Raw genomic sequence first — 26,716 nt, 5'->3', positions numbered from 1 at the left:
CCGCGACGGCCGCGGCGGCGACCGCGGGCCAGTCCGGGCACCACAGCACCAGCATGCGCAGAGGTGGGTTCACGCCGTCCCCCACCTCGCCGTGGCCGCCGTGACCACCGTGGCCGGCGCGGGGAAGTCCACCTTCCGGACCTCGCCCTCGCCGGGAAACCGCAGCAACGCCGACATCGGCCGGGCGGCCGCACCCCGGCCACCCGTCCGCACCTCCACCTCACGAGCGCGCAGGTAGCCCGCGCCGTCGCCGGTGAGCCCCGTCCAGCGCGAGCGACGACAGCTCAGTTCGACCTCCGCACCGGGCCAGGAACCCAGTGAGAGCAGGACCGAACCACGGTTGCGAGCACGGGCGGACAGCCGTCTCGCCACGTCGGGCCGGGCGAACCCGGGACCGACGACCACGAGATCGAAGCCGTCGAGCAGGGCCGCGGTCACCGCCGGGAACTCGGCGCCAGGACGGGGGACCAGCGCCAGCCTGCCCACCTCGACCCCGAGTTCCGCGGCGGCGACCACCCCGAGCGCGGGCAGGCCGACCGCGACCGCCCACGCACCGCCGGCGGTCGCGGCGGCCAGCAGGGTGAGCATCAGTGACGTGGACCCCAGCACCGAAACGGTGCTCCCGCGCCGGAGCCCCTCGGCGGGCAACAGACCGGACAACGCCGGGGACACCGGGAGCACCCTTCCCGTCGTCCTCGCGTGTTCGGCCGCGGAAGCCACGCCACTGGCCGTGCTCACTCCCGGCAAGGCCGCCAGCCTCGCCAACGGCAAGGCCCGTGCCTCGACCACCTCCGCTGTCACCGGACCCTCCCCACGACATCTAGACCGTCCTTTGTGGACGGCGCCGGACGCACCACGGGGAAGGCGGCGCTTCGAACGCGTGTTCGATAACTCCAGTAGACCGGGTGTCGAGGCGGTTGTCAAGCGAGGCGGGAACGATCACCGGACCTGTCACGTCCGAGACCGGGAATCCCCACGCCGGAAAGGAAAATCGCAGTGAACGACGCTTGGCCCGAGACGGTGAACGGCTGGGAACTCGCCAGGGAGGGCCGCATCGAGAACTACCGCAAACGCTTGGCCAACCGGGTCACGGTCACCGCGATCTGGGAGAACGGGACCGGGCGTGGCCAGGTGGACGCCCGCACCGAACCGCTCGGCGGCGGCCGGACGCTGACCAGCAGCCGCAAGGACTTCCGGGACAAGGAGGCGTTCTGGACCGCCGCGACCTGCGTCCTGGAGATGGCCGCGAATCTGCCGTCACTGGACTGGCACACGAGCCCGGCACCCACAGCGCTGGCCGGGACCGTCGCCGGCATGGTCGAAGCGGAACCCGGCACCAGTGGCTACCCGGAGGCGGAACTGACGTTCACGCTGACCGACGGCCACACCGTGACCTTGTTCATGACCGACGAGCAGGCCTTCGACCTGAGCAACGCCATCTCGCGGCTCGACCACCACGTGTGGTCCGAAGAGCGCGAAGACGACGAAGAAGATGAGGACGAAGAAGAAGACGACGAGTTCGAAGAGAGCGACGTCGACATCGACGGGGTACCCGACGTCGAAGAAGTCGTCTCCGGCCCGGACACCGGGCACGACCTGGTCACCCTGCTGGATGACCGGTTCGGGGTCACCGAGGACGACCTGCTGGCCCACGTCGACTGGTCCGCGCTCATCGTGGTGGGTGAACCCGCGGTGGGGTCGCTCATCGAGCGGGGTGACGAACTGACCGCCGCCGTCGCCCCGAGGTGGTATCCGGTCGTCGCGGACCGGCCCGGTGAGCGCTGGGTCGTCCTCAAGCGCACCGGCCTGCGCTACCACGGGGAATGAGCGGGAGTTTCTGCCATTCTGGACGCCATGCCCTCGCCAGCCCTGCGCCGCGCCCTGACCGACCCCGGCGAGCCGCCGCTCCGCCCTCTGCCGGACGAAGTGAGCGCGCTGCTGGAGAAACTGTCCGCTCCCCCGCGGCTGGCCGCGCATCTGCGCGCGGTCCACGACGTCGCCCACTCGCTGGCCGCCTGGATGGAGAAGCGGCATCCGGAAGCGGGATTCGACCGCGAAGCGACCCTGTTCGGCGCGGCCGTCCACGACATCGGCAAGACGATCCACCGCGAAGAGCTGTCCGGGCCCGGCTCCGCGCACGAGCAGGCCGGTTACGAACTCCTTGTCTCCCAAGGAATCGAGGTGAACCGGGCCCGATTCGCGCGGACACACGCCGCCTGGAACGCGGAGGTCGGCGTCGAGGATCTGCTCGTGAGCGTCGCGGACAAGGTGTGGAAGGCGAAGCGGGTCACCGATCTCGAACAGCTGCTGGTCGACCGGTTGACCGTCGCGAGCGGACAGCCGTCGTGGGAGGTCTTCCTGGCGCTGGACGACCTCCTCGACCGGATCGCGGCGGATGCCGACGGGAGGCTGGCCTTCCAGGCGAGCCATCCCGTCGACGGCTGAGCGTCAAGCCACGCGCGGCAACGGGGCCGGGTGATACCGCCGGAAAGCGGGGGCGGCGGTGCCCTGTTCACCGTGCAGCCAGTCGTAGAGGAAGCGGAGTTCCGGCCCGAACCGGTTCGCCTCGGCGTTCAACCGCTCCGGCGACGTCGACGACCAGCGCCCGGTTTCGACGCGGTCCCGCAGCACCCGCAACGCCGTCAGTTCCTCGGCGGCGGTGTGCTGGCAGTGCCCGGCCCGGTTCACGTACAGCTGCCGGATCCGCCCGGAATCGACGCTGTCACCGTAGGTCCGCTCGTGTTCGGGGGCGACGCCGTCGCCGATCGGGTGCAACGTGACGACGGGCTGATGACCGCGTCCCGTCGGTGTCCCGACGCGGGCGAGCCACCGGGCGGCGACGTCGTCGGCCTGGACGCGGGGCGCGGCGGCGAGCTTGGCGAGATCGGCGCCGAGGTCCAGCCCCGCGTCCCGGTAGGCCTGGTACGCGAGGCCGCGTTCACTCGACCGCGCGAGCAGGCCGCGATAGTCCACCTCGGTGTTCCCGGTCGGGTTCCCGCCGGCCCGCGTCTCCAGATCGGCCCGATGAGCGCCCCACGCGAACTGGTCGTAGACCGCCTCGACGAACTCCGTCTGCTGCCGGATCTGCTCGGCGACGTCGGCGGAGCGCGGACGGTGCGCCGTCGACCAGCCGGGGACGTCGGCGAACGCGTTGGCGAGGGCGAGCCGCGCCCGCCCATCGGGTGACTCCAGCGCCTTCGCGATCACCTGATGGGCTTTCGCCAGGTTCGCCCCCGGATCGGCGATGCGGGCGACCTCCAGTTCGGGCGCCAGCAGTGTCCGGACCGCGAACCCGAGGTCCAGCGCCTGGCCGAACAACGCGGAGCCGCCCGCGACCGGACCGCACATCGCCAGCGCGCCGTCGATCCGCCGCGGAAGCCGTTCGGCCAGCAGGACCGCGTTGAGGCCGCCGCCGGAAGCTCCCCAGGTGAGCACCTGTGCCGGGCGGCCGACGTTGCGGTCGAACCAGGACAGCAGCGCCGTCTGATCGTGCACGGCTTCACGGGCCGAGAAGCCGTTCGGCTTGCTGTAGAGCGACGCGGCCAGCGCGTATCCCTCGCCGAGGAGAACGGGTTTCGCCTCCTGCCGGTTGGCGAGCTCGATCTCCTCGGGAACGTAGCCCGGTGGGTAGATCCCGTGGTTGTACAGCAACAACTTGCCGTTCCAGTCCGAAGGCACCTCGACCCGGTACCGGGCGCCGTCGATCACTCCGGTGTGCACCTGGACGTCGTCCGTGGCGAGGGCGGGCGCGCCGGTGACGATCAGCGCGGCGGCCAGGATTCCTGTCAACGTCATGGCGGAAATGCTGGCAGCGCGGGGCTTCGCGGGAATCCGTCGAGACGCGGCTTCTCCGCTACGCTTCCCGGCGTACGAGCTCTTCCGCGAGCTCGACGGTGATCCCTTCCGGGCCGCGGACGTAGCAGAGCCGGTAGCTGTCCTCGTACTGCACCAGCTCCCCGACGAGCTCGCCACCATGCGAGCGCAACCGCTCGAGGACTTCCTCGATGTCCTCCACCGAGAACACGAAATGACGGATGCCGGGCGTGTTCATCGGCACGCGGGAGTGGCCGTCCCGCCTCGGCGCCTGGTACTTGATCAGCTCCAGCCCGCCGTGGCCGTCCGGCGTCCGCATCATGGCGAGGTCGGTCCGGACGTCGTCGAGCCCGGTGAGGCGATCGACCGTGTCGCCTTTGAGCGACACCTCGCCTTCCAGTTCGAGACCGAGCGCGGTGAAGAACGCCTTGGCCGCTTCGAGATCGTGGACGACGACGCCGACGTGTTCGAGTTTCATGACCGGTTTCCTTTCAGGCGCTCTGACGGCGCATGAGCTCTTCGACGGCGGTGGGCAGAGTGTTCTCGAAGTCGATGAGCTTGACCCAGGTCGGGGTCACCACGACGCGGACCATGCCGTCGTAGAGCGACCGCACGTTCGCCTCCCATTCGACCCGCTGCTCGGGCGTCATCTCGTAGGTGCCGCTCCACTGCAGGTATTCGTCGGGGATGCCGTCGACGTAGTCCAGCTCGACGGTGCCGCGCAGGAGCAGGATCTTCGGCGGGTGCGATTCGGTGTCGATGGTCAGGGCGACCGCGGGGTTGCGGCGCAACGACGCCAGCTTCGGCGCGTTCGTCGGGGTGCACATGACGATCTCCCGGCCGTTCCAGTGGATGCCGATCGGGATCGACCGCGGCGTGCCGTCGAGCGCGGTGTAGGCCAGCCGGGCCAGGTCGCGGGCCAGGAGCTCCTGACTGAGCGGGCGGTTCAGGATCTCGTCGATCGTGCTCTGCTGCATGTCGCTCTCCTCGGGTCGCTTTCTTCGCGGACGTCCCGGGGACGCCGCCGTCCCCCGCGCTTCGACACTCGCGATATGTGACCTGGGTCACGTCGCCTTTAGCGGGCTAAACGCGATCCGGTTGTCGAAACGGGCCCTGGCCAGGCGTCGCGTCTGTGAAGGCACACGAGAAAGGGACAGACATGGCGAAGGAATCCGAGGTCCGCTTCGAGGGCTTCATGCCCACTACGCCCGCCGACACCTGGGCGGCGATCACCACGGGCAGCGGCGGCTGGCTCTGGCCGATCCAGTACGAACCGCGCGACGGCGGCGCCGAGTCCGGCCTCACCCCGAACGGCGGCATGGTGACGGTCTGGAAGCCGTCACAACGCTTCGTCACCTACGCGGAAGACGAGAACGGCTGGTTCAACACGCTCGAATACGTCCTCGAACCGAAGGATGGCGGCACGTACCTGCGCTACGAGCACAACACGGTCCTCGACGACTTCGACGTGGAGTACGACGCGTGCAAGCGGCACACGGCGTTCTACTACCACTCGCTGGGCGAGTACCTGACGCACTTCAACCGGCGGGAGGTGAAGTACTTCAAGACCGACGCGCCCGAAACGTCGAAGGCTCCCGAAGCGTTCGAGGTCGTGCGGAGGGCGATCGGCGCGACAGTCGCGGGCGACCAGGTGCGCTTCGAGGTGCCGGGCATCGGCACGATCGAAGGCGTCGTCGACTACCTGACGTCGGCCTTCATCGGCATCCGGACGGAAGACGCGCTGTACCGCTTCTACGGCCGGAACGTCTGGGGCTGGACTGTCGGCATCGGGCACCACCTGTTCGCCGAAGACGCTGACCTGGCCAAGGCCGAGAAGGCGTGGACGGCCTGGCTGAACGGTCTGTACGCCTAGCGGGGCAGCTTCTTCGCGATGTCGGCGCCGACGGACTTCGCCGCTTCGGCGGACTCCGCCGGCGGGATCGGCGAGTTCGTGAAGAACCCCTTGTCCCAGCCCTTGTAGGTGACGATGACGACGTACACACCCTGGGTAAAACGCAGTTCGGCACCGCTGAAGGCGCTGTCGGTGTCGAGGGAGACGAGGACCGCCTTGTCCCCGATGCCCTGAACCTGCTGCTGGCGCTCGGACGGCGCGGCCGACCCGGGAGACGCCTCCGCCGCGCGCTTCTCGGCGTCCGGCCCCTCGTGGCGATAGATCGTGACCTGGAGGGCGCGGTCGTGGACGTTGTCGCCGTCCGGTGCCAGCCAGGCGCACCCCCGCTGCTTGGTGACGATCTCCAGCGCCTTGATCTCGTTCTCGCGAGAGCCCTGGAAGCTGGTCATGAGCGTCTTGTTGAGGACGTCCGGGGAGATCGCGCACTCGGCGGGCGGCTGCTCGGAGACCGGTGCCTTGCCGACCGACGAGTAGTACTCCGACGCGAAGATGCCGCCGGGGATGCCCAGACCGAGCAGCACCACGCCGCCCACGATCAGGCCGACGATCAGCCCGGTCTTTTTCTTCTTGGGCGGCTGGCCGTAGCCGGGCGGGCCGTACCCGGGAGGCGGGCCATAGCCGGGTTGCTGGCCGTATCCGGGCTGCTGCCCGTAGCCCGGTCCGCCTGGCTGAGGCGGCCCGTAACCCGGCTGCCGGCCGTAGCCCGGCTGGCCTCCCGGCCCAGGTGGCGGGCCATGCCCCGGCCCTTGGCCGTACCCCTGCGGCGGCTGGTGCACCGATCCTCCTACCGATCCTTGCGTACGCTCCGCGTCGCGATTAGGGGGCTAAACGCAGGTCGGTGCCCAGATCGCGTTTAGCCCGCTAAAGGCGACACGCGGTCAGCATGGCACGGCGGCCGGGGGGCGGGCACCGGGAATGCCCACGGCGCGGTCCACGGGCACCCCCGGATCGCGATTAGGGGGCTAAACGCAAGTCTGTCGCCAGATCGCGATTAGCCCCCTAAACGCAGGTCGGGCTAGTGGGCGAAGTGGCGCGTGCCGGTGAGGTACAGGGTGACCCCGGCGGCCTCGGCGGCGGCGATGACCTCGGCGTCGCGGATCGACCCGCCCGGCTGGACGACGGCGCGGACCCCGGCCTCCAGCAGGACCTCGAGCCCGTCCGGGAACGGGAAGAAGGCGTCCGAAGCGGCGACGGAGCCCTTCGCCCGGTCGCCCGCCCGCGAGACCGCGAGCCGCGACGAGTCGACCCGGTTGACCTGGCCCATGCCGACGCCGACGGTCGCGCCGTCGTTCGCCAGCAGGATCGCGTTCGACTTCACCGCGCGCAGCGAACGCCACGCGAACTCGAGGTCGGCCAGCGTCCGCTCGTCGGCGGGCGCGCCGGTCGCGAGAGTCCAGTTCGCCGGGTCGTCGCCCTCGGCGGCGATCGTGTCGACGGTCTGCACCAGCATGCCGCCGGAGATCGGCCGGAACTCGATCGGATCCGGCGACGTGATCGCGGGCAGCTTCAGCAGCCGCACGTTCTTCTTGCGCTGCAGGATCTCCAGCGCCTCGGCGTCGAAGTCCGGCGCCAGGACGACCTCGGTGAACACCTCGGAGATCTGCTCGGCGGCCTCGCGGCTCACCGGCCGGTTGGTCGCGATCACCCCGCCGTAGGCCGAAACCGGGTCGCACGCGTGCGCCTTGCGGTGCGCCTCGGCGATGTCCTCGCCGACCGCGATGCCGCACGGGTTGGCGTGCTTGATGATCGCGACGGCCGGGGCGTCGAAGTCGTAGGCGGCGCGGCGCGCGGCGTCGGTGTCGACGTAGTTGTTGTACGACATGGCCTTGCCGTGCAGCTGTTCGGCGTGCGCGAGGCCCGGCCGCCAGTGCTTGTACAGCGCGGCCTTCTGGTGCGGGTTCTCGCCGTAGCGCAGCACGTCGCCGCGCTCCCACGAAGCGCCGGTGAAGTCCGGGAAGCCAGAGTCGTCAGCGGGCGCGTAGGCGTTGGCGAACCACGCGGCGACGGCGGTGTCGTACGCCGCCGTGTGCGCGTAGGCCTGCGCGGCGAGCCGCTTGCGGTCGGCGAGCTCGAAACCGCCGGCGGCGACGCGTTCCAGCACCCACTCGTAGCGGGAGGGGTCGACCACGACGGCGACGCTGTTGTGGTTCTTCGCCGCGGCGCGCACCATCGCCGGACCGCCGATGTCGATGTTCTCGACGCAGTCCTCCGGGCTCGCACCCGACGCGACGGTCTGGCTGAACGGGTACAGGTTGACCACGAGCAGGTCGAACGGCGCGATGTCCAGCTGCTTGAGCTGCTCGACGTGCTCCGGGCGGTCGCGGTCGGCGAGCAGGCCCGCGTGCACCCGCGGGTGCAGCGTCTTGACCCGGCCGTCGAGGGACTCGGGGAACCCGGTGACCTCCTCGACCGGCGTCACCGGCACCCCGGCGTTCGCGATGACCTTCGCCGTGCCGCCGGTCGACACGATCTCGACACCCGCCGCGTGCAGCCCGGTGGCGAGCTCCAGCAGTCCGGCCTTGTCGGAGACGCCGATCAGCGCGCGCCGGACGGGACGCTGTCCCTGTGCGGTACTCACGAAAACCTCACCTTTCGTCCCTCGACCGCGCACCCGCTCCGGCCGAGTTTTTCGATCGTTTCCACCAGGAGCCTGCGTTCCACGGCCTTGATCCGCTCGTGCAGGACGTGCTCGTCGTCGTCGGACTCCACGATCACCGGCTCCTGCGCGATGATCGGCCCGGTGTCGACTCCGGCGTCGACGAAATGAACCGTCGACCCGGTAACCTTGACCGCCATCGCCAGCGCGTCGGCCACGGCGTGCGCGCCGGGGAACGACGGCAGCAACGCCGGATGCGTGTTGATCACGCGGCCGGGGAACCGCGCGAGGAATTCGGCGCCGAGGATCTTCATGAACCCCGCCGAGACGACCAGGTCCGGCTGATAGGCGGCGACGGCTTCGGTGATCGCCTTGTCCCACGCCGCGCGGTCCGGATGGTCGGCCATCCGCACGGTGAACGACGGCACGTCCGCGCGTTCGGCCCGGGTGAGCGCTTCGATCCCGGTGCGGTCCGCGCCGACGGCGACCACTTTCGCCGGGAAGTTCGGTTTTTCGACCGCGTCGAGCACGGCTTGCAGCAGCGTGCCGGAACCGGACGCGAGGACGACGAGCTTCACCGGAGTGGGCAGGTCCAACCGACTAGCCAGAACGGGCTCCTTGCCACGGCGGTACGCACTCGGGCGTACGGCGCTTCACCTGGTCGCGACAACCCTAACGGTCGCCGCCGGGCGCGCTTTCGTCGCCGGACCCGTCGGTGGACTCGGTCACAGCGACGTCCTGCTCGGGCTCGGGTTCGGGCTCCGATTCCGCTGGGGTCTCACCCAGTTCTCGGGCGAGTTCCTCTTCGGCCTCTTCGTCGAATTCTTCGTCGAGGTCGGCTTCGGCCTCTTCCACTTCTTCTGCGGGCTCCGCCACTTCGGGCTCGACGGCGACATCCTCGTCGATGACTTCGACGTCGGGTTCGCCCGGCGGTTCGGGAGGCTCGTGCGCTCCGGCGAAGAACGCGACGAACCCGCCGGGGATGACGATCCAGCAGAACGCGATCACCGACGCGACCCCGACCGGCACGCTGACCGGGTCGAACGGCCCGTCGCCGAGCCTGCCGCCGGCGAGGGTCCCGAGGACGACACAGCCGAACGCGACGAGCGCGCCCGCGACGGCGACCGCCCGCATGCGCAGCATCGGATCCTCGTCGATCGCGCGGATCTTCCAGCCGACCAGCGCGCCGACCAGCGCGGGCAGGAGCAGCAACGCCGGCCACCACACCGCGTGGTGCGACGGAATGCCCGCCAGCACCGGCACCCCGGGCAGCCGTCCTTCCTGGTAGCCGAACATGCCGACGGTCAGCGAACCGATCGAAAAACCCGGCCCGGTGGTGAAGGACAACGCGGCGACGACCGCGTTCGGCAGATAGGCGACGGAAAGCACGAACATGCCGAAGCTCGTGCCGAATCCCGGCTCGAACAAACTGTCCACAGTGGACCACGAGAGCGCGGTGGCCACGGTGAACACCACCGCGCCACAGGCGATCATCGCGGCGAGGCCGAGCGCGCCCGCCCGCAGACCGTGGACGGCCACCGGGTCGAACCGGTCGCGGACCGAGGCAGGCAGCCCGCAGACCTTGGCGATTCCCGCGACGGCGGCGAATCCGGCGATGAGCCCCGGCACGCAGAAGGCGGTCAGCGGGTTGACGCCGATCGGCGATCCGCCGGCCAGCAAGGCGATGAGCACGCCGAACAGCGCGTGCGCCCCGGCGATCACGGTCACCACCGGGACGGCGTCGGCCGGGGTCCGGCCGCCGATCCGGCGGACGGCCCGCGTAGCGGCCCTGGCCGTGAGCCAGGCGACGACGAGCGTCGGCAGCAACGGCAGCACGCCGAGCGGATGCCCGCCGAGGTCGAGTTCCACCTGCCACGAGGCGAGCCAGCCCGGCCCGGCGGCGAGCACGGCGCCGGTGGCGGAGAACCGGGACCGGTCGGCGGCGAACGAGACGACCGCGAGGACCAGCGCGACGACGGTGTAGGAGAAGAGCAGGGGCGAGCAGGCCGCGGCGAGCAACACCCGAACCCGCTTCGCCCTGGACACCTCCAGCTCGGGGACGAGGTCGCTCACCGGCTCTTCGCCCGGCGGGCGTTCGTCGCGGGTGAGCATCTTCATGATCCGCACCATGACATCCGTGCTGCTCCGTCCGGGTGAGGCACGCCGCCGCCGAACGGCGCACGTGGCCCAACCCACCCGGTCGGGTAACCCGGAAAGCGAAAACACCCGCTGTGACACGGAGAGTCACAGCGGGTGTTCTACGTTCGAGAGATCAGCTCTGCTGGCCGAAACCGCCCGGCGGCGTACCCGGGTTCTGGCCCGACTCCGACGACGAGGACGGCGGCTGCTGGAAGAACTGGCCCTGCTGCGGCGCGTACGTCGTGGCCTGCTGACCCGGCGGCTGCGTGACCGGCGGCTGGAATCCGCCCGGCTGCGCGAACGGACCGGACGGCTCGCCCTGCTGACCTGGCTGCCCCTGCTGGCCCGCGCCGGGGAACGGCTGGACCTGAGTGGCGGCCGGGCCCTGCTGACCCTGCTGACCGAACGGACCCTGCGGGCCCTGCTGCGGGAACTGCTGGCTGTACGGGGCCTGCGGCGCCTGCTGCGGCTTCGCGGCGGGCAGCTTGATGACGTCGTGCTCGAACAGCAGCGCCGCGACCGCGACCAGCATCTGCAGGATGCCGAGGATCAGGACCACGGTGAGGATGCCCGGGACCGAGACCTCGTCACGACCGCTTCCGTAGCCGATGATCAGGTCCAGGCCGCCGAACGCGCCCAGGACGCTGAACAAGGCCGCGAACGGCAGCGTCTTCGGGCCGCGCGGCAGCGCGTGCAGTGCCGCGAGCAGACCGCTGACCAGGAGGAAGATCGAGACCTGTCCGGCGGCGTCGGCCTCGTCGGAGAAGCCGATGAAGAACTGCACCAGGCCGAGGACCGTGACGGCGAGCGCGAGCAGCAGCGCCAGGTTCAGCGGAGCCGCCGGTGACGGCGCCTGCTGCTGAGGGAAGGCCCCCGACGCGGGGTTGGGGTGTTGCTGGCCGCCACCCTGCTGGGGGTAGCCGGGCCCACCGCTGGGATAGGACATCCGAATGCTCTCCTGTCGTTCGACCGGCACCCCGGGGCACGCGGGACTCCCGGGACAAACGAGGCGGCTGTGATGCTCGAACGCTAGCGCACACACGCGGTCACCCCACGCCTCGGGCTCTGAGACGTCTGTACACCCGATCGGGTTCCCCACGGAACCCCTCGCGAAGCCCCACTTCGCGATTAGCCCGCGAAAGTCGCCCGGCCCGCCGCGTGACGTTTAGCCCGCGAAAGTCGACGCGCCCGCCGGATCGCGTTTAGCCCGCTAAACGCGACGCGCCCGCCGCGTCGCGATTAGCCCGCGAAAGTCGCTCCCGCCGGTCCGGGGAGGTGCCCGGCGGCTGGGGACCGGCGTGAGCGCGTTTAGCCCGCTAAACGCAGGTCATGGCGCGGCCTCCCCGGCGGCGGCCAGGGGGCGCTCCACCACGGGAGCGGTAGCAAAGGTCCCCCGCTCCCTCGGGCGGAGCCGGGTCAGCGCGACCCCGCCCAGCACGACGACCATCCCCGCGATCACCCGGAGGTTCAGCGGCTCGGCCAGGAACACCGCGCCCAGCAGCACCGAGACCACCGGCAGCAGGTACCCGACGATCGACGCCGCGACGGCGCCCTCACTCGCGAGGAGCTGGTAGTTCAGCGCGAACGCGATCCCGGTCGACCCGATCCCCAGGATCACCACGGCCACGATCGCGCCGGTGCTCAGGTGCACCGGTTCGAAACCGCCCATCGGCATCGCCAGCAGCAGGAACCCGGTCGCGAGCAGCATCTGCCCGCCCGCCAGCGACAGCGGCGAGTCACCGGTGCCGGTGAGGTACTTGCCCTCGTAGACGAACGCGAAACCGTAGCTCGCGGCCGCCGCGAGGCACGCCAGCGCGCCCCAGCTGAGCAGCCCGGACGCCTGCCACGGCGCGAAGATCAGCAGGATCCCGGCGAGTCCGGCGATCAGCCCGGCGACCCGGACCGAGGTCATCTTCGTGCGCGCTCCCAGCATCGGCGCGGCGAGCAGCACCCACAACGGCGTCGTCGCGTTCAGGACGCCGGTGATCCCGGAGTCGACGGTCAGCTCGCCCCACGCGAACAGCAGGAACGGCAGCGCGTTGTGGAAGAACGCCGCGACGGCCAGGTGTCCCCAGATCCGCCGTCCCGACGGCAGCCTGTCCCGGCCGAGGTAGCAGAGCCCGATCAGCACGGCCGCGCCGAGCGCCACCCGCGCCAGCACCAGCTGCACCGGGGAAAACGCGCCCAGCCCCAGTTTGATCCAGAAGAAACTCGATCCCCACATGAGCGCCAGCGCGCCGATCCGCAGCAGGGTCTTCGTCTCGCCCACCCCAGTCCTCCTTAAGTGTCCGGCTCAGCTTCACCGCGCCGACGCGTAAGGACAAGCGAAAATAACTGCATGAAGTCTTAAGGAGAACTGTAAGATCGGAGCATGCTGGACGTCCGCCGCATGCAGGTCCTCCGAGCCGTGATCAGCAGCGGTTCGATCACCGCCGCCGCCCGGAATCTGGGCTACACACCTTCCGCGATCAGCCAGCAATTGTCCACCCTGGAAAAGGAAGCGGGCGTCGAGCTGCTCGAACGCGTCGGCCGCGGCGTACGGCCGACCCCGGCCGGTTCGCTGCTGTCCGAACACGCGGAGACGCTGAGCACCCAGCTCGCGAAGGCCGAAGCCGCGCTCACCGAACTCAAGGAGGGGCGCACCGGCAGGCTCGCGATCCGCTACTTCGCCACCGCGGGCGCTTCCTTGGTGCCCTTGGCCGTCGCCGCGCTGCGCCGCGAGTTCCCGGGCGTCCGCCTCGACCTGAAACTGGTCGAGCCCGACGATTCGCTGCCCGAGATCGAGTCCGGCAAGGCCGACGTCGCGATGATCGTGCTCCCCAGCACCACTCCCCGGATCAAGGGCGCCGAGTACATCCACCTCCTCGACGACCCGTACCGCGCGATCCTGCCGAAGAACCACCGGCTCGCCCGCAAGCGTGTCCTCGATCTCGCCGAGCTCGCGGAGGATCCGTGGGTCGGCGTCGACGGTCTCCCCGGCGCCTGCCGCGACATCCTGCTCGACGCCTGCGGCGCGGCCGGATTCGCCCCGAACCATGTCGTCGAATCCGAGGATTACCAGACGGCGCAAGGGTTCGTGGCCGCCGGGCTCGGGGTCGCGCTCATCCCGGAACTCGGCCTCGGCGCCCCGCATCCCGGCGTCGCCATCCGCAAGGTCCGGCGTCCCGATCCGGTGCGGTCCATCCACGCGGCCGTCGCCGCGCACGCCAGGGAACACCCGGCGGTGCGGCGGTTCCTCAGCGCGATCCGCGAAGGTGCCCTGGCGGCCTGACCGGACGGGTAGCCGGGAGTGATCGGTTGGGCAGGAAAACCGGCTGGGCTTGAACAGCCGCACCGGCGGTCGACAACCTGGCGGGGAAGCCACGAATTCCGCCAGTGAAAGGACCCCCGTGCGTCCCCTGATCATCCTGCACGGCTCTTGGCACCAGCCCGCCCATTTCGACGACGTCGCCGAGCGCCTGCGCCGGGACGGCGTCGACGTCACCGTCCCCGACGTCGGCGCGCGACCGATCGCCGAAGTCACCCGTACCGTCCAGGAGATCGTCGACCAGGCGGCGGAACCGCCGGTCGTGCTCGGGCACTCCTACGGCGGAGTGATCGCCAGCGGGCTCACCGGGGTATCGCACCTGATCCTCCTGGCCGCGATCATCAGTGAACCGGGGGAGACCGCCCGGTACTGGATCGAGCGGGTCACCGAGGAAACCGGCCGCGAACCCGAGTCGCTGCCCTTGATCTTCGACGACGAGGGCATGACCCACCTCGACCCCGCCGCCGCCCGCGAGGCCCTGTACGCCGACTGCTCGGACGCCGTCGCCGAGCGCGCCATCGCGTTGCTTCGCCCGGAGCCCGTCTCCATCTTCACCGAATCGCCGACCGGGGCGTCCTGGAAGAACACCCCGAACACCTACATCGTCTGCTCCGAAGACCGGGCGCTCGCCCCGGAAATGGTCGCCCACTTCGCCGCCCGCTGCGAAACGACGGTCACCTGGCGGGCGAGCCACAGCCCGTTCCTCAGCCGCCCCGTCGAACTCGCGACGCTGATCCGCGAGCGGCTCTAGATCAGGAACAGTTCCGCGAACAGCACTCCGATGAGGATCGCCGCCACCACGGCACCCGCCGTGATCAGCCACTTGCGGGTGTCGGGCGATTTCGCCGCGGCCGGCGCCGCGGGAGCGTACTGCTGCTGCGGCGCCGGTGGCACGTACTGCTGCTGCGGCGGCTGATACTGCTGCGGTTGTTGCTGCGGCGGCGGTTGCTGCTGGAGGAACTGCGGAACCGGCTGCTGTGGCGGCGCCTGCTGCATCGGGACCGGCATCGACGCCGGCATCGTCGGCATGGCGGGCGCGGTCGGCGGGATGAACGCCGTCTGCCGCCCCTCGGTGATCGCGCCCAGCGAGCGGACCGTGTCGGCCATCGTCGGCCGCACGTCCGGCTCCGCCCGCAGCATCTTGCGCAGCGCACCGGCCAGCGGACCGGCGGTCTGCGGCGGCCGTTCCGACGATTCGCCGTCCTCGCCGAACGGAGGCACCCCTTCGACGGCCGTGTACAGCGTCGCGCCAAGAGAGAACACGTCGGACGCCGAAGTCGCCGGCTCGCCACGCGCCACTTCGGGCGCCCGGTACGCCGGAGTCGCGCCACCACCGGTGATGCCGATGTCGGTGAGCTTCACACCGCCGTCGTCGGCCAGCAGGACCGTGCCCGGCTCGACGGTCCGGTGCACCACCCCGGCCTCGTGCATCGCGGCCAGCGCGCGGCCGAGCATGATGCCCAGCGCGGCGGCCTGCTCCGCGGTCAGCCTGCCGTGCTCGGCCAGGAAGGTCGACATCCCGCGCGACGGGATGTACTCCATCACCAGCCACACGTCCGGGCCGTCGGGCAGCACGTCGTACACCTTGATGGCGGTGGCGTGCTCGAACTTGGCCGCGTCCTTGCCCTCCTGGACGACGACGGCCTTGGCCTGCTCCGCCCGGTCCGGCGGCAGGCCGACGGGCAGGTACATGCGCTTCATCGCGACCGTGCGCAGCAGGCGGGTGTCGAACGCCAGCCACACGATGCCCGCCCGGCCACGCCCGATGGGCTGGTCCAGGCGGTACCGGCCGCCGACGATGGAGCCTTCAGAACTCAAGGCACTCCTCGGATTACGGGGTCGCCGGAGGCGATGTCGGCTCGGACTCGGACTTTGTCGGCGACGGCGCACTCGAACTCGGCGTCTTCGTCGGAGTCGTCTTGGTGGGAGTCCTCGTCGGCGTGGGCGGATCCGGCTCCTGCGTCTGGGTCGCCTTGCTCGACGTCTTCTTCGACGACGACGTCTCCTTGGGCGGCTCGGCCGACTGCGTCTCCGACGGCGGTTCCGTCGTCTCGGCAGCCGAGGACGTCGGCGACGGGGACGGCTTCGTCGAGGAGTTCCCCACCTGCGCGGGCGCTTCCGGGTTGTTCGGGCTCAGCAGCCAGAAGCCCAGCGCGGCCAGCGCCACGACCACGACACCGCCGATGATCGCGGGCTTCTTCCACGCGCCCGGTTTCTCGTCGTCGTCCTCGTCCACCGGGCTGGTCTGCGCCCGGGTGGGCGGCGGCGGGGGAGGAGGAGGCTGGTCGTCATAGTCGTCGTCATACGGATCGTCGTCGTAGCCGCCCGCGGGGATCGGGACGGCGCGCGTGGGCGCCGGGCCGCCACCGGGGTGACCGCGTTCGGACAGCAACGCCGTCTCGTCGTAGTTGTCGTACCCGTCGTAGTCGTCTTCCGGGTACCTCGACGCGGGCGGCTGGTGGTAGTCGTCCTCGTCGTCGTAGTACGGCCCCGCCGCGGCCTGGTCGTCGAGGAGCGAGCCCGAATGACCGGCCGACTCGCTGTCGAGCGCCTGGGTCACGCCCGCTCCCGCGAGACCGCCGGCGAGCGCGCCCGCGACCGGGGCGGCGAGCATGGTGTCGTCGGCGGGACCGCCCAGCGGCGTCTCACCCCGGGCGACGGCGGCGAGGAGCTCTTCGCACTCTTCGGCGGTGGGGCGGTGCCGCACCTCCGGGTGCAGCAGCACGGCCAGCACGCTGGCGAGCGGGCCGGACTGGCGCGGCGGGATGATCTGCCCGGCCGCGACCGCGTGCAGCAGGCTCAGCGTGTTCTCGCTGAGCCCGAACGGCGGCTGGCCCTCGCAGGCCGCGTAGAGCGTCGAGCCGAGGGAGAACACGTCGGACTCGGGACCGGGATCCCCGCCGATGGCCACCTCGGGCGCCAGGTAGGCGGGGGTGCCGGCGATCATCCCGGTCTTCGTGACCGTGACGTCGTCCTTGGCGCGCGAGATGCCGAAGTCGGTGATCTTCACGGTGCCGTTGGGCGCCAGCAGGATGTTGCCGGGCTTGATGTCCCGGTGCACGATGCCGACCGCGTGCGCCTCGGTCAGCGCCGCGGCGACCTGCGCGCCGATCCGCGCCACCTCGGTCGGCGGCAGCGTCCGCTCCTCCTGCAGCACCTGGGCGAGGCTGGTGGAGTTCAGGTACTCCATGATCAGGCAGGGCTGACCGTTGTCGTCGGTGACGACGTCGAACACCGAGATGGCGTTCGGGTGGTGCAGCCTGGCGGCGATCCGGCCTTCCCGCATCGTGCGCTGGCGGGCGTCTTCGGCGCCTTGGGCCTCGAGGCCGGGCTGCAGCAGCAACTGCTTGATCGCCACCGTGCGGCCGAGTACCTCGTCATGCGCTTGCCAGACGGCACCCATCGCGCCTGTGCCGATCCGCTGGACTATGCGGTATCGACCGGCGACCAGGCGACCCTCGTCGCTCACGCGACCTCCCTTTGGGCTCCGTCTTCACGTCGCGGAGTCGTCCGCGCACGCGGTGCGGCCTTCAGCACGCCACAGCGTTGGAGCGTATGCACATGTAGTGGTCTGTGTGCCGGCTTTTCCGAGACCGACTCGTGACAAGGCTAGGCGCTCACTCTGCGCACACACACGCGGTACACACTGATCGCCCTGGGTGGAGGGCCTGTCTACGCGGGGTGTCCGTCACATGTGCTGCGCGGACAGCAGCCGGGCGTCGGTGATCAGACCGGACGTCTCGTCGGCGAATTCCAGCACCTGCGTGACCCGCACCAGGCCGCCGTCCGGGTTCCGCATGGTCACCACGGCGAGGATCGTGCCGTCGGCCTGTTCCCGGATGTCCTGGATCTGGATGGCGTCCATGGAGCTCCACGCCTCGATCAGCTTGCCGGCTTCGGACTCGGCCAGCAGTGGCGTGAGCAGCGACTTCGCGCCGTAGGGATCGGCGTCGACGGTCTGGTAGAACTTCCGGACCGCGTCGATCTTGCCCTCGGCCGTGCTGATCGCGGCCGGTTTGGCCGCCGGCCGCGAGCTGGTGCTGCTGGTGGCCGAGCCCTGCCTCGACAGCGAACCCGACCCGGTGCCCGAAGACGGCTGGGCCGTCGTGCTGGCGCTCGTCGACGTCGGCTTCTCGTGCTTGCGCTGCGGCTCGGTGGAGTCCGGGACGGCGAGCCCGCCGAGCGCGGCGGCTCCGCTCATCACCTCGGGTGCGGCGGCGCTCGGTACCGAGCCCTGCCGCTGGGTCCCCGCGAGCACGCCCGCGGTGACGACGGCGCCTGCGACCAGCAGTCCGGCGGCGACGAGACCGGCCATCTTGGCCCGCCGGGCGGCGCGGCTCTCCGGCTCGTCCTCGTCCGGTTCGGGGCGCGGCGACGGCTCTTCACGGGTGCGGGCGGGAACGAACTTCTGCGGCTCACGGAAGACCTGCTCGAGATACTCGCGGTCGACGCGGGTGTCGTTCAGGATCTCTTCCGGGATGACGTCCTCGACACGTACGGCGTCTTCACGCCGTATGCGCTGTCGATCAAGCACGAAATTCCTCGCTCTGGTCCGGGGCAGGCGCTGGGCCGTTCGGCCGACGCCTTTGGTCCGCGCGGCCGTCTTCTGAACGGTGCGAACCTTGCTGTCGTCAGGTAACCCTGTGGAGACGGCCCACGGCCAGGCTCTATCGCCGGAATGCCATCGCGATACGACGAACGGCAGCTTAGGTCACCCACCCGGACCAGGGACAACCGCTCGTCGCACCGCACGTGCAGAGGAACAGGACACTTGCACGTGCGCGATCGCCTACATGCCGTCGTCGACGATCTTGTCGTCGTCACCGAAGGTGAACGTGCGCTGTTCCATGGTCTTCGTTCCGTCTTTGTGAGTGACTTCGACGGTGTTGACCGTGACGCCGCGGCGCTGGTCGATGCTGACCTTCTTGACCTCGAAGTAGGCGACGTCGGCGTAGCGCTCACGGAGGCCCTGCGCGCCTTCTTCACGCAGGCCACCGGAGGTCACCGCGGCGGCCTGCTGGGGGTTGGTGGTGACACTGTTGAGGAAGGTCTCGGTGTGGTCGCCCATCGCCTGAGCGTCCGGCTGCGACGCGTACCAAGGCGAGGTCGTGGTGGTGCGGTCGGCGGGCATGACCGGCGGTTTCTGCGGCGGCCGCGCGCTCGACGACGTCGCGGGCCGTCCGGTCGTGACCGGTCCGCCCGCGCCGGGCTGCGTCTCGCCGTTGCCGGTGCTCTCGTCGTCCGAGGGGGTGCCGGAGTTGGAGGAGCTGCGGTCGTCCTGGGAAGAGGAATCGGTCGCGGAATCGGACGGATTGCCCGCCGCGCCGCCCTGCGGCTGCGTGGTCGGATTGCCGGTGAGGCCTTCGTTGGTCAGCGGGCTGCCGCCGCGGTATCCGGGCCAGCCGCCCTGGCTCTGCTGCTCCGGGGCGGGTTTGCCGACCAGGAACGAACCGGCGAAAAGCAGGCCGACGACGACCAGCGCGGACGCCGCCGCCGCGAACCAGGCGGCCTTGCGCCAGGTCTTGGGCGGAGTCACCGAAGCCGGGACCGAACCGAGGTCGAAGGTGCTCAGCCCGTCGAGGGGCGGGGCTAGATAGACGCGGACGTCGTCGTCGGTCTCGACCGGTTCGGGGCGGCGGGGGGCGGGCGCTGTCAGCGTCACCTTGGTGCGTTGTGCGGCCTTCGCACGCCGTTCCTCCGCGGAAGGCGGGACGACGGGTTCGGTGAACGAGACCTCGACGCGTGCCGGGCGTTCCACGGGCACCTCGCGAGCGGGCTGGGGGAGCGGCAGCCTGCCGCTCGATGGGGCGTAGCCGGGGCTCGGCGCCCTCCTGTTCCGCGGTGGCGGCAGAGGAAGGGAACCGGTGGAAGGCGGGGCGAACTCACGGTGTGCGTGGTGCCCGTGCCCGGTCGGACGCTGCCGCCTCGGCGACACGGGTGGGGTCCAGCTCTCGGTGCCGCCCACCCGGTGACGGCCCGCCTGCGCGGCGCCGTCCCGTCCTTGGTGTTCCACCCAGCCGTTCATGTCCGAGCGACCCCCTCGTGGGCCGCCCCTGACGGCGATGTGACACCGATTAAGCCGAACGGAGCAGCGGTTTCACGGGATCCCTCGCTTGCAGACTCCCGGGCAGTCTCGTGAGCAAATGCACGCGCATGCGACTGTGGGCGCGCGGGGCCGTAGCCCCCGCGCGCCATGCGGGCATCGCCCGACCCAGACGCAAGGGTCCTCACGAGGTCCACACTAAGAGCCCGGCACCCCGCAAGTCTTCACCCGCTCTGCAAGTTGCAGATGTTTCACTCTGTCGGGCGCGCCCGAATGGGCCTCGGTGACGTTACGCAGTGCAATCGGTGCTGGTGAAGCCGTTCAGCTGCCGCTGCGGTACTTCTGCTGGGTCGATTGCAAGGCCTTGGTGGCCGTGATTCCGCTACCCGCTGCAAGCAAAATGGCGATGATGTCGAGGGGCGTTCCCCCACTAGTGAGCAGCCAGGCGAACAACGAGGCCGCGGTGGTACCCGCCGCGATCGGCCAGCGCGTCTTGACGTACTGGGCGATGGGCGTACCGCCCGCGCGCTTACCCGCCGCGTTGTTCAACATGGCGAGATAACCGAGATGGCCCAATGCGGCGAGCACACCGGCGATCGCGACGATCACGGCGATGAGGTTAATCATGTGTCCAGTTTGCCTGTTCTCGCGCCGCCATGGCTCGGGGAACACCCTGAGTTTCACCTCACGGCACGAGATCGTGACGTTGCCGGATCGCGTTTAGCCCGCTAAAGGCGAACCTGGAGGTACCCAGGACGCCGCAAACCCTGACGGCACAGAACAGCCGGGGGCCGTCCTGCTCAGGTGACCGTCCCTGCCCATCGGCCACGTGAGGAGCGCTGTGAAAGCCACTTTCGCAACCTTCAGCGTTGCGAAAGCCACTTTCGCAACACCCGATGCCGGTAGACGTGCGAGCAGCCGGGCACGACACGCTCGCCTCATCCCTCGATACCCCTCACCGGGCGTTCTCGACGTGGCCGGATCGCGTTTAGCGGGCTAAACGCGATCCGAGTGGGCGCGGGGGAGCAGGGGACCTTTGCTATCGCCCCGGCCCTACCGGCCCAGCCTGCCCCGGCCCAGGTTCAACAGCGCCATCGCCAGCTGCCGCCCCTCCGGCCCGAGTTCGCGGTAGCGCGCCAGCACGTCCATCTCACGGTTGTAGACGATCCTCGTGCCGCCCGCGGCCATCCTGGCGGCGCCGATCGTCTTGGAAACCTCCACGCGGCGTTTGACCAGCCGCAGGATCTCGCCGTCGAGGAAGTCGATCTCCTCGCGGAGCTCACCGATCTCTTCGGCGGTGGCGGTGGGTTCTTCGGCGTCCGGCTTCTGTGTGGTGTCCATCGGGACCTCTCTTCGGTCCGGATTCCCTGCTGGCCCCCGGAACAGCGTAAAGCCCCGGGGTCCGCGGACTCCGGGGCTTCGGGTGATGGCATTTCGGCACTATGCGATCACGGGAGCCGGAGTCCGGGTCCCGTAAAAAAATCGCGTCGCGAGGTGCCGCATGTGGGCCATTATGCCACAGCGACACCGTCCTCCGGCTCGAAGCGGCGGCGCGTCCCGCGGACACGCGCGTGCACGAGGACGCTCATGGCCAGCCAGAACATCGGCATCGCGGGCCAGAAGAACGGTACCCCCGAAACCACCCAGCGCGCGATCAGCAGCACCGAAAGCACGACGGCCACCGCGAGGTGGATCCGCACCGCGCGATGCGCGAAGACGACGGGACGCCGCTTCGGCGCGGATTTCGGCAGATCCGAGGTGAGGGTGGCGAGTTCGTCCGTGTACTTGGCGGAATACACAGCACTCAGCCGGTCTTCCACTTCTTCGAGAGTGAGACGGCCTTCGCCGCCGGCGGCCTGGATGAGCGAGGCGACCCGCTCGCGGTCGGCGTCGGCGGCCCTGAGCCGGGAGGGAATTCCGTTGGCGTCCATGGCATCCGATCCTCCGCCGCGAACACCGTCCGCGCGTCGGACGGCAGGCGACAACACCGCCTACGCCCGGCGCTGTAGCGTGGACCGGCGATGAACACCCTCTTCGATCTCCCAGCGGACGGTCCGGCCAAGCCCCGGCACACGGACCTGCTCGACGACCTGAACCCGGCGCAGCGCGAGGCCGTGACCCACGCGGGCTCGCCGCTGCTGGTCGTCGCGGGCGCGGGTTCGGGCAAGACCCGGGTGCTGACCCGGCGGATCGCGTACCTGCTGGCCGAACGGGACGTGCATCCCGGCCAGATCATGGCGATCACGTTCACCAACAAGGCGGCCGCGGAGATGCGGGAGCGGGTGAGCGACCTCGTCGGGCGCCGCGCCAACGCCATGTGGGTGTCGACGTTCCACTCCATGTGCGTGCGGATCCTGCGCCGTGAGGCGAAAACACTGGAGATGTCGTCGAGTTTCTCCATCTACGACTCGGACGACACGAAGCGGCTCATCACCCTCGTCGCGCGCGATCTCGACATCGACCCGAAAAAGTACGCGCCGCGCACGCTGGCTGTGAACATCTCGAACCTCAAGAACGAGCTGATCGACCCGGAGACCGCGGTCGCCGACGCGGGCAACGACCTCGAACGCCGCGTCGCCGAGGTCTACGTCGAGTACCAGCGGCGGCTGAACCAGGCCAACGCGTTCGACTTCGACGACCTCATCATGCGGACGGTCGAACTGCTCCAGACCTTCCCGGACGTCGCCGAGTACTACCGGCGGCGGTTCCGGCACGTCCTCGTCGACGAGTACCAGGACACGAACCACGCGCAGTACACGCTGGTCCGCGAACTGGTCGGCACCGAGGCGAACGAGGCCGGGATCGAGCCCGCCGAGCTGTGCGTCGTGGGTGACGCGGACCAGTCGATCTACGCCTTCCGCGGGGCGACCATCCGCAACATCGAGGAATTCGAACGCGACTTCCCGAACGCGCGGACCGTTCTGCTGGAACAGAACTACCGCTCGACCCAGACGATTCTGAACGCGGCGAACGCGGTCATCGCGCGCAACCCGAACAGGCGCGCGAAGCGGCTGTGGACCGATTCCGGCGACGGCGAGAAGATCGTCGGCTACGTCGCGGACAACGAGCACGACGAGGCGGCGTTCGTCGCGGGCGAGATCGACGCGCTGGCGGACAAGGGCGAAGCGGACTACTCCGACGTCGCGGTCTTCTACCGCACCAACAACCAGTCGCGGGTGTTCGAGGAAATCTTCATCCGCCTCGGCCTGCCGTACAAGGTCGTCGGCGGCGTGCGGTTCTACGAACGGCGCGAGGTCCGCGACATGCTCGCGTACCTGAGGGTGCTGGCGAACCCGGAGGACACGGTCAGCCTGCGCCGGGTCCTCAACGTCCCCAAACGCGGCATCGGCGACCGTGCCGAAGCGGTCATCGCGACGTATGCCGAGCGGGAGCGCATCTCGTTCGCGCAGGCGCTGCGCGGCGCGGTCAACGGCGAGGTCCCGCTGCTGAACCCGCGGTCGGCAAAGGCGATCACCGGGTTCGTCGAGTTGCTGGACGAACTCGGCGAGGTCGTCGAGAGCGGCGCCGAAGTCGCCGACGTCCTCGAAGCGGTCCTGGAGCGCACGGGCTACCGCGCGGAACTGGAAGAGTCCGACGACCCGCAGGACGCGTCGCGGGTGGAGAACCTGACGGAACTCGTCACCGTCGCGCGGGAGTTCACCGAATTCACCGCCGAGGTCGCCGGTCCGGACGGCGAACTCCCCGAGCCCGACCCGGGGGTGCCGGAGCCGGGTTCGCTGCCCGCGTTCCTGGAGCGGGTCTCGCTGGTGGCGGACGCGGACTCGATTCCCGCCGCCGACGGTGGAGACGACTCCGACGGGCACGACGCGGGCGTGGTCACGCTGATGACCGTGCACACCGCGAAGGGCCTCGAGTACCCGGTCGTCTTCGGTACCGGCTGGGAAGACGGGATCTTCCCGCACATGCGAGCGCTCGGTGACCCGACCGAACTGGCCGAGGAACGCCGGCTCGCCTACGTCGCGATCACCCGGGCCAGGAAACGGCTGTACGTCTCCCGTTCGATGGTGCGTTCGGCGTGGGGTCAGCCGCAGATGAACCCGGCTTCGCGGTTCCTCGACGAACTTCCCGCCGACTTGGTCGATTGGCGCAGGCTGGCACCTTCCTCCTCTTCCGGTGGCTTCGGGTCCTCGGGAGGTTCGCCGCGCGCCGCGACGACGTGGGGCAACCGCGGTGGCGGCTCGTCGTCGCCGTCGAGGTCGACGGGTACGAGCCCGTTCGGCAAGGGCTGGAAGGACACCGTCGCGCTCAAGCTCGACGTCGGCGACAGGGTCAGCCACGACAAGTACGGGCTCGGAACCGTCGTCGCCTGCGATGGCGCCGGGCCCCGGGCCACGGCGACGATCGACTTCGGCGCGGCCGGCAAGGTCCGGCTGATGCTCATCGGCAGCGTCCCGATGGTCAAACTCTAGCTCTGACCTGCGGTTTCCCCGCCGCGACCGAAAACTGTCGGACCCTTCCCGTATACCTGTGTCATCGAACACGAGTTCGATGCGCTGGGGTATGCTGGACAAGCCGGTGTACCCCGATCAGGGGAGGGGGCGCACGGTGTGGACGGGGTCTTGTTTGGGGTTCTCTCGAGTGGGGTACTCGAGTACTTGCGGGGTGTTGAAAAAGGGGCGGGGCCGGATCGGGGTCCGGAACCGCCGGAAGTGCTCAGGCTGGTCGCGGCCTGGCGCGCGTTACTGCGGGCGCACGAACCGGACGGGGCCGGACGGTGCGTCGTATGCGGGCACGCGCGGCGATGGCTGTTCGGGCCGCGGCCAGCCGGGTATCGGAATCTTCTCCGGGGACTTCTCGCCGGATGGCGGCCGATCGAACGGCGCCCGGCGGGTCTCTGCACGGTCTGGCAGATCGCCGTGGGGTACTTCATCCGAAAACTGCCCGACGGCGTGGCATGAGGGCGTTCAGGGCCCGGAAAGCCACCTGTGCTCCGAGCCGGAGGACCTACGACGCTTCCCAATGTCCTCAAGGGGGAAGCGGAGTTCCTGAAGGCGTGCCTGAGCGTCGTTGCCCGGCACGCCCCATGATTCAGGCTGGATCACCGGTGTGGTGAAGGAGTCGCACGGCGGAAAACCGTGCGGTGAAGGGGAGAGCGGGTCTCGATCAGCCGACGTTGACGCCACGGGCGGCGAGCCACGGGCGCGGGTCGATCTTCTTCGTGCCGTTCTGCCACACCTCGAAGTGCAGGTGCGGGCCGGTGCTCTGGCCACGGTTTCCGACCTCGGCGATCTCCTCGCCGCACTTGACCTTCTGGCCTTCGCGGACGGAGAACGAGTTCATGTGGCCGTAGACGTGGACGGTGCCGTCGGAGAGCTGGACCTTGACCCAGAGGCCGAAACCGCTGGCCGGGCCCGCTTCGATGACCGTGCCGTCGGAGGCCGCGACGATCGGCGTGCCGATCGGGGCCGCGAGGTCGATACCGAGGTGGCTCGTGCCCCACCGGGCACCGAAGCCCGAGGTGAAGGTGCCCTTGGTGGGCATGCAGGTCTTGGGACGCTTGGCCTCTTCTTCGGCCTTGCGGGCCGCTTCGGCCTCACGCTTCACGCGTGCCTGGGTGATGCTGTTGTTGTCCGAGAGCTTCTGGGCCTCGGCGGAGGCGTTCGCCGACTGGCTGGTCGGCAGCAGCTCGGGGGCGCCACCACCGGCTCCGCCACCGAGGGCGAACGAGGCGCTCGCGTCCTGGGTGCTGGCCAGCGGGGTGACAGCGGCGTCGGAGGATTCCGAAACGGACTTCAGGGTCTGCCCGGCAGCGGCGGCCGCGAAGGCGCCGGCGGCGACGGCCGCGACCACGACACGGCCGCGAAGGGCCGAGGACGGGGGCGACAGTCGGTGCGAGCCCCGGACGCGAACGACCGCACCATCGAGTGCGTTCTCGAGCGCCGGGGAAGGAGCTTGGCCGCCGGGGGAGCGGTGTGAAGCCAAGACGGGGCCTTCCGTGTTCGGGGAGTCGGATCAAGAGCCCGGGCGGGGGAACCCGGTGAAGAACCTCGGGGGTGGTTCGTTCGGTGCTCTCATTCGTGATCTGACTGTAATGGGGACCCGGGGACAGTAACGAAGCGGCACCCCGGTCAGCAAGATCTGGCGGCGCTCTCGGCCGATCGGGCGACGGAGATCTGGCCGTTATCCAGTGAAGATTACCCAAAGTTAGAGCAGGTTTACTCTTAACCTTGTGATTTGCGTTACAAGATCATGCGGCCGTTCGGGGGTACCGAAGGGCCGGAAAGGAGGCAAACGAGGGAAATAACCGGTTGCCCGGTGATGTTGAAGGACGCTTGACCGCTCTCAGCCGTGTCCGAGACCTGTGGTGCCCCTGCTGGCGGGCCCGGTCAGGCCCGGCTTGCTAGCGTCGCCGTCGATGACTTCGCGCTCACGGCACCCCGGCGAAACAGCCGGGCAAGCCGCCCCCGGGTCCGCGTCCGCCGAACTTCCCCGGAGCGAACCGGGCGCCCGCCCGCGAGCGCTCCTGCTGTCGGCGGGGCTGGTGTCGGCCGGTGCGGTCGTCCTGGCCGTCGGTGCGCTGATGCCCGTTGTGCGGGGCGGTTCGCCCGGGTTCACCGCCGGTCCGCTGCTGGTCGTGCTGGCTTTGGCGCCCGCGGTGGCCGTGCTCTACGCGGTGTCGACGGGACGTCCGGGGCTCGCGGCCGGGCTGGTGCTCGGCCTGACCGCGCTCGCGCCCGGACGGCTGCTGCTGGACCTGCAATTGCTCGCGGACGGATCCCTGGCTTCGCGGCCGGAACTGTTCCTCGCCGACAGGCTGCTCACCTTGCCTCCGGCAGGGCCGGGACTGTGGCCGCTGGTGGCGGGCCATCTGCTCACGCTCGTCGCCGGGGTGTTCGCCGCCGGGACGGCCCGTGACGAGGCGGAGCTGGCGGGCGAACTCGACGG

At 69.9% G+C, this 26,716-nt stretch carries 25 protein-coding genes and 1 pseudogene; 8 read left to right on the top strand and 18 right to left on the bottom strand.

All coding sequences use genetic code 11. The features are described 5' to 3' along the window. Positions 1-69: 69 nt before the first annotated feature. Complete coding sequence (locus tag CFP71_RS18830) at positions 70-771, bottom strand: hypothetical protein (protein ID WP_425266625.1); 702 nt, start codon at positions 769-771, stop codon at positions 70-72. Between the two features lie 225 nt (positions 772-996). Between CFP71_RS18830 and CFP71_RS18825 the strand changes: the two genes are divergently transcribed. Together CFP71_RS18825 and CFP71_RS18820 are read left to right on the top strand one after the other, a co-directional pair. Then, positions 997-1,827: a hypothetical protein gene (locus CFP71_RS18825; RefSeq protein ID WP_093935179.1), complete on the top strand. Its 831-nt coding sequence runs from the start codon at positions 997-999 to the stop codon at positions 1,825-1,827. Positions 1,828-1,854: 27 nt separating this feature from the next. Beyond that, the gene (locus CFP71_RS18820) at positions 1,855-2,445 is read left to right on the top strand and encodes an HD domain-containing protein (RefSeq protein WP_093935178.1); all 591 of its coding nucleotides are present in this window, start codon (positions 1,855-1,857) and stop codon (positions 2,443-2,445) included. A 3-nt stretch (positions 2,446-2,448) separates the two neighbouring features. Here the strand turns inward: CFP71_RS18820 and CFP71_RS18815 are convergent, their stop codons facing one another. From CFP71_RS18815 to CFP71_RS18805, 3 genes are read right to left on the bottom strand one after another with little or no spacing between them, the layout of a single operon-like run. Beyond that, complete coding sequence (locus tag CFP71_RS18815) at positions 2,449-3,795, bottom strand: hypothetical protein (protein ID WP_093935177.1); 1,347 nt, start codon at positions 3,793-3,795, stop codon at positions 2,449-2,451. A gap of 58 nt (positions 3,796-3,853) precedes the next feature. Then, positions 3,854-4,291: a VOC family protein gene (locus CFP71_RS18810; RefSeq protein WP_093935176.1), complete on the bottom strand. Its 438-nt coding sequence runs from the start codon at positions 4,289-4,291 to the stop codon at positions 3,854-3,856. Between the two features lie 13 nt (positions 4,292-4,304). Further along, positions 4,305-4,790, bottom strand: coding sequence for a pyridoxamine 5'-phosphate oxidase family protein (locus CFP71_RS18805; RefSeq protein WP_093935175.1), 486 nt, complete (start codon positions 4,788-4,790; stop codon positions 4,305-4,307). A 182-nt stretch (positions 4,791-4,972) separates the two neighbouring features. Between CFP71_RS18805 and CFP71_RS18800 the strand changes: the two genes are divergently transcribed. After that, positions 4,973-5,686 carry an SRPBCC family protein gene (locus tag CFP71_RS18800; protein ID WP_093935174.1) on the top strand — a complete coding sequence of 238 codons (714 nt, stop codon included), beginning with the start codon at positions 4,973-4,975 and terminating at the stop codon, positions 5,684-5,686. On the opposite strand, the gene CFP71_RS18795 is transcribed toward CFP71_RS18800, so the two are convergent. The 6 genes from CFP71_RS18795 to CFP71_RS18770 all read right to left on the bottom strand — a co-directional run bounded on the left by CFP71_RS18795 (position 5,683) and on the right by CFP71_RS18770 (position 12,729). Continuing rightward, on the bottom strand, positions 5,683-6,501 hold the full coding sequence (locus CFP71_RS18795; RefSeq protein WP_093935173.1) for a hypothetical protein: 819 nt from the start codon (positions 6,499-6,501) through the stop codon (positions 5,683-5,685). The two genes, CFP71_RS18800 and CFP71_RS18795, sit on opposite strands and share 4 nt — an antisense overlap. Positions 6,502-6,740: 239 nt before the next feature. Then, positions 6,741-8,303: a bifunctional phosphoribosylaminoimidazolecarboxamide formyltransferase/IMP cyclohydrolase gene (purH, locus tag CFP71_RS18790; RefSeq protein WP_093935172.1), complete on the bottom strand. Its 1,563-nt coding sequence runs from the start codon at positions 8,301-8,303 to the stop codon at positions 6,741-6,743. Beyond that, a complete protein-coding gene (gene purN, locus CFP71_RS18785) occupies positions 8,300-8,917 on the bottom strand; it encodes a phosphoribosylglycinamide formyltransferase (protein WP_093935171.1) in 618 nt (205 codons plus the stop codon). The genes purH and purN overlap by 4 nt, the downstream gene beginning before the upstream one ends. A 76-nt stretch (positions 8,918-8,993) precedes the next feature. After that, positions 8,994-10,451, bottom strand: coding sequence for a cell division protein PerM (locus CFP71_RS18780; protein ID WP_093935170.1), 1,458 nt, complete (start codon positions 10,449-10,451; stop codon positions 8,994-8,996). A 142-nt stretch (positions 10,452-10,593) separates the two neighbouring features. After that, on the bottom strand, positions 10,594-11,406 hold the full coding sequence (locus tag CFP71_RS18775; RefSeq protein WP_093935169.1) for a DUF5336 domain-containing protein: 813 nt from the start codon (positions 11,404-11,406) through the stop codon (positions 10,594-10,596). Positions 11,407-11,787: 381 nt separating this feature from the next. Continuing rightward, positions 11,788-12,729: a DMT family transporter gene (locus CFP71_RS18770; RefSeq protein ID WP_093935168.1), complete on the bottom strand. Its 942-nt coding sequence runs from the start codon at positions 12,727-12,729 to the stop codon at positions 11,788-11,790. A 102-nt stretch (positions 12,730-12,831) separates the two neighbouring features. On the opposite strand from CFP71_RS18770, the gene CFP71_RS18765 reads away from it, so the two are divergent. Then, positions 12,832-13,731, top strand: coding sequence for a LysR family transcriptional regulator (locus CFP71_RS18765; protein WP_093935167.1), 900 nt, complete (start codon positions 12,832-12,834; stop codon positions 13,729-13,731). A 118-nt stretch (positions 13,732-13,849) separates the two neighbouring features. Continuing rightward, on the top strand, positions 13,850-14,518 hold the full coding sequence (locus CFP71_RS18760; protein ID WP_093935166.1) for an alpha/beta fold hydrolase: 669 nt from the start codon (positions 13,850-13,852) through the stop codon (positions 14,516-14,518). Here the strand turns inward: CFP71_RS18760 and CFP71_RS18755 are convergent. The 7 genes from CFP71_RS18755 to CFP71_RS18725 form a co-directional block, all read right to left on the bottom strand. Then, positions 14,515-15,585 carry a serine/threonine-protein kinase gene (locus CFP71_RS18755; RefSeq protein WP_093935165.1) on the bottom strand — a complete coding sequence of 357 codons (1,071 nt, stop codon included), beginning with the start codon at positions 15,583-15,585 and terminating at the stop codon, positions 14,515-14,517. The two genes, CFP71_RS18760 and CFP71_RS18755, sit on opposite strands and share 4 nt — an antisense overlap. Positions 15,586-15,598: 13 nt before the next feature. Beyond that, positions 15,599-17,236 carry a serine/threonine-protein kinase gene (locus CFP71_RS18750; protein ID WP_093935164.1) on the bottom strand — a complete coding sequence of 546 codons (1,638 nt, stop codon included), beginning with the start codon at positions 17,234-17,236 and terminating at the stop codon, positions 15,599-15,601. 219 nt (positions 17,237-17,455) lie between these two features. Beyond that, positions 17,456-18,301, bottom strand: coding sequence for a hypothetical protein (locus tag CFP71_RS18745; protein ID WP_093935163.1), 846 nt, complete (start codon positions 18,299-18,301; stop codon positions 17,456-17,458). Positions 18,302-18,556: 255 nt separating this feature from the next. Further along, positions 18,557-19,792: a hypothetical protein gene (locus CFP71_RS18740; RefSeq protein WP_244199728.1), complete on the bottom strand. Its 1,236-nt coding sequence runs from the start codon at positions 19,790-19,792 to the stop codon at positions 18,557-18,559. 339 nt (positions 19,793-20,131) lie between these two features. Then, positions 20,132-20,437, bottom strand: a complete 306-nt coding sequence (locus CFP71_RS18735; protein WP_093935161.1) for a hypothetical protein — start codon at positions 20,435-20,437, stop codon at positions 20,132-20,134. Between the two features lie 426 nt (positions 20,438-20,863). Continuing rightward, on the bottom strand, positions 20,864-21,151 hold the full coding sequence (locus CFP71_RS18730; RefSeq protein WP_093935160.1) for a chorismate mutase: 288 nt from the start codon (positions 21,149-21,151) through the stop codon (positions 20,864-20,866). Positions 21,152-21,321: 170 nt separating this feature from the next. Beyond that, on the bottom strand, positions 21,322-21,741 hold the full coding sequence (locus CFP71_RS18725; protein WP_093935159.1) for a DUF1707 SHOCT-like domain-containing protein: 420 nt from the start codon (positions 21,739-21,741) through the stop codon (positions 21,322-21,324). Positions 21,742-21,831: 90 nt separating this feature from the next. Between CFP71_RS18725 and pcrA the strand changes: the two genes are divergently transcribed. Then, on the top strand, positions 21,832-24,240 hold the full coding sequence (gene pcrA / locus CFP71_RS18720; RefSeq protein ID WP_093935158.1) for a DNA helicase PcrA: 2,409 nt from the start codon (positions 21,832-21,834) through the stop codon (positions 24,238-24,240). Positions 24,241-24,480: 240 nt separating this feature from the next. Beyond that, on the top strand, positions 24,481-24,729 hold the full coding sequence (locus CFP71_RS18715; protein WP_093935157.1) for a hypothetical protein: 249 nt from the start codon (positions 24,481-24,483) through the stop codon (positions 24,727-24,729). A gap of 205 nt (positions 24,730-24,934) precedes the next feature. Here CFP71_RS18715 and CFP71_RS18710 read toward each other — a convergent pair whose 3' ends face one another. Then, positions 24,935-25,621: a M23 family metallopeptidase gene (locus CFP71_RS18710; RefSeq protein WP_093935156.1), complete on the bottom strand. Its 687-nt coding sequence runs from the start codon at positions 25,619-25,621 to the stop codon at positions 24,935-24,937. Positions 25,622-26,186: 565 nt separating this feature from the next. Between CFP71_RS18710 and CFP71_RS18705 the strand changes: the two are divergent. Further along, positions 26,187-26,716, top strand: a pseudogene (locus CFP71_RS18705) (hypothetical protein); the annotation flags it as partial.

It is taken from the genome of Amycolatopsis thailandensis (assembly GCF_002234405.1).
Lineage (GTDB): Bacteria > Actinomycetota > Actinomycetes > Mycobacteriales > Pseudonocardiaceae > Amycolatopsis > Amycolatopsis thailandensis.
This window is presented reverse-complemented; position numbering and strand designations above follow the sequence as displayed.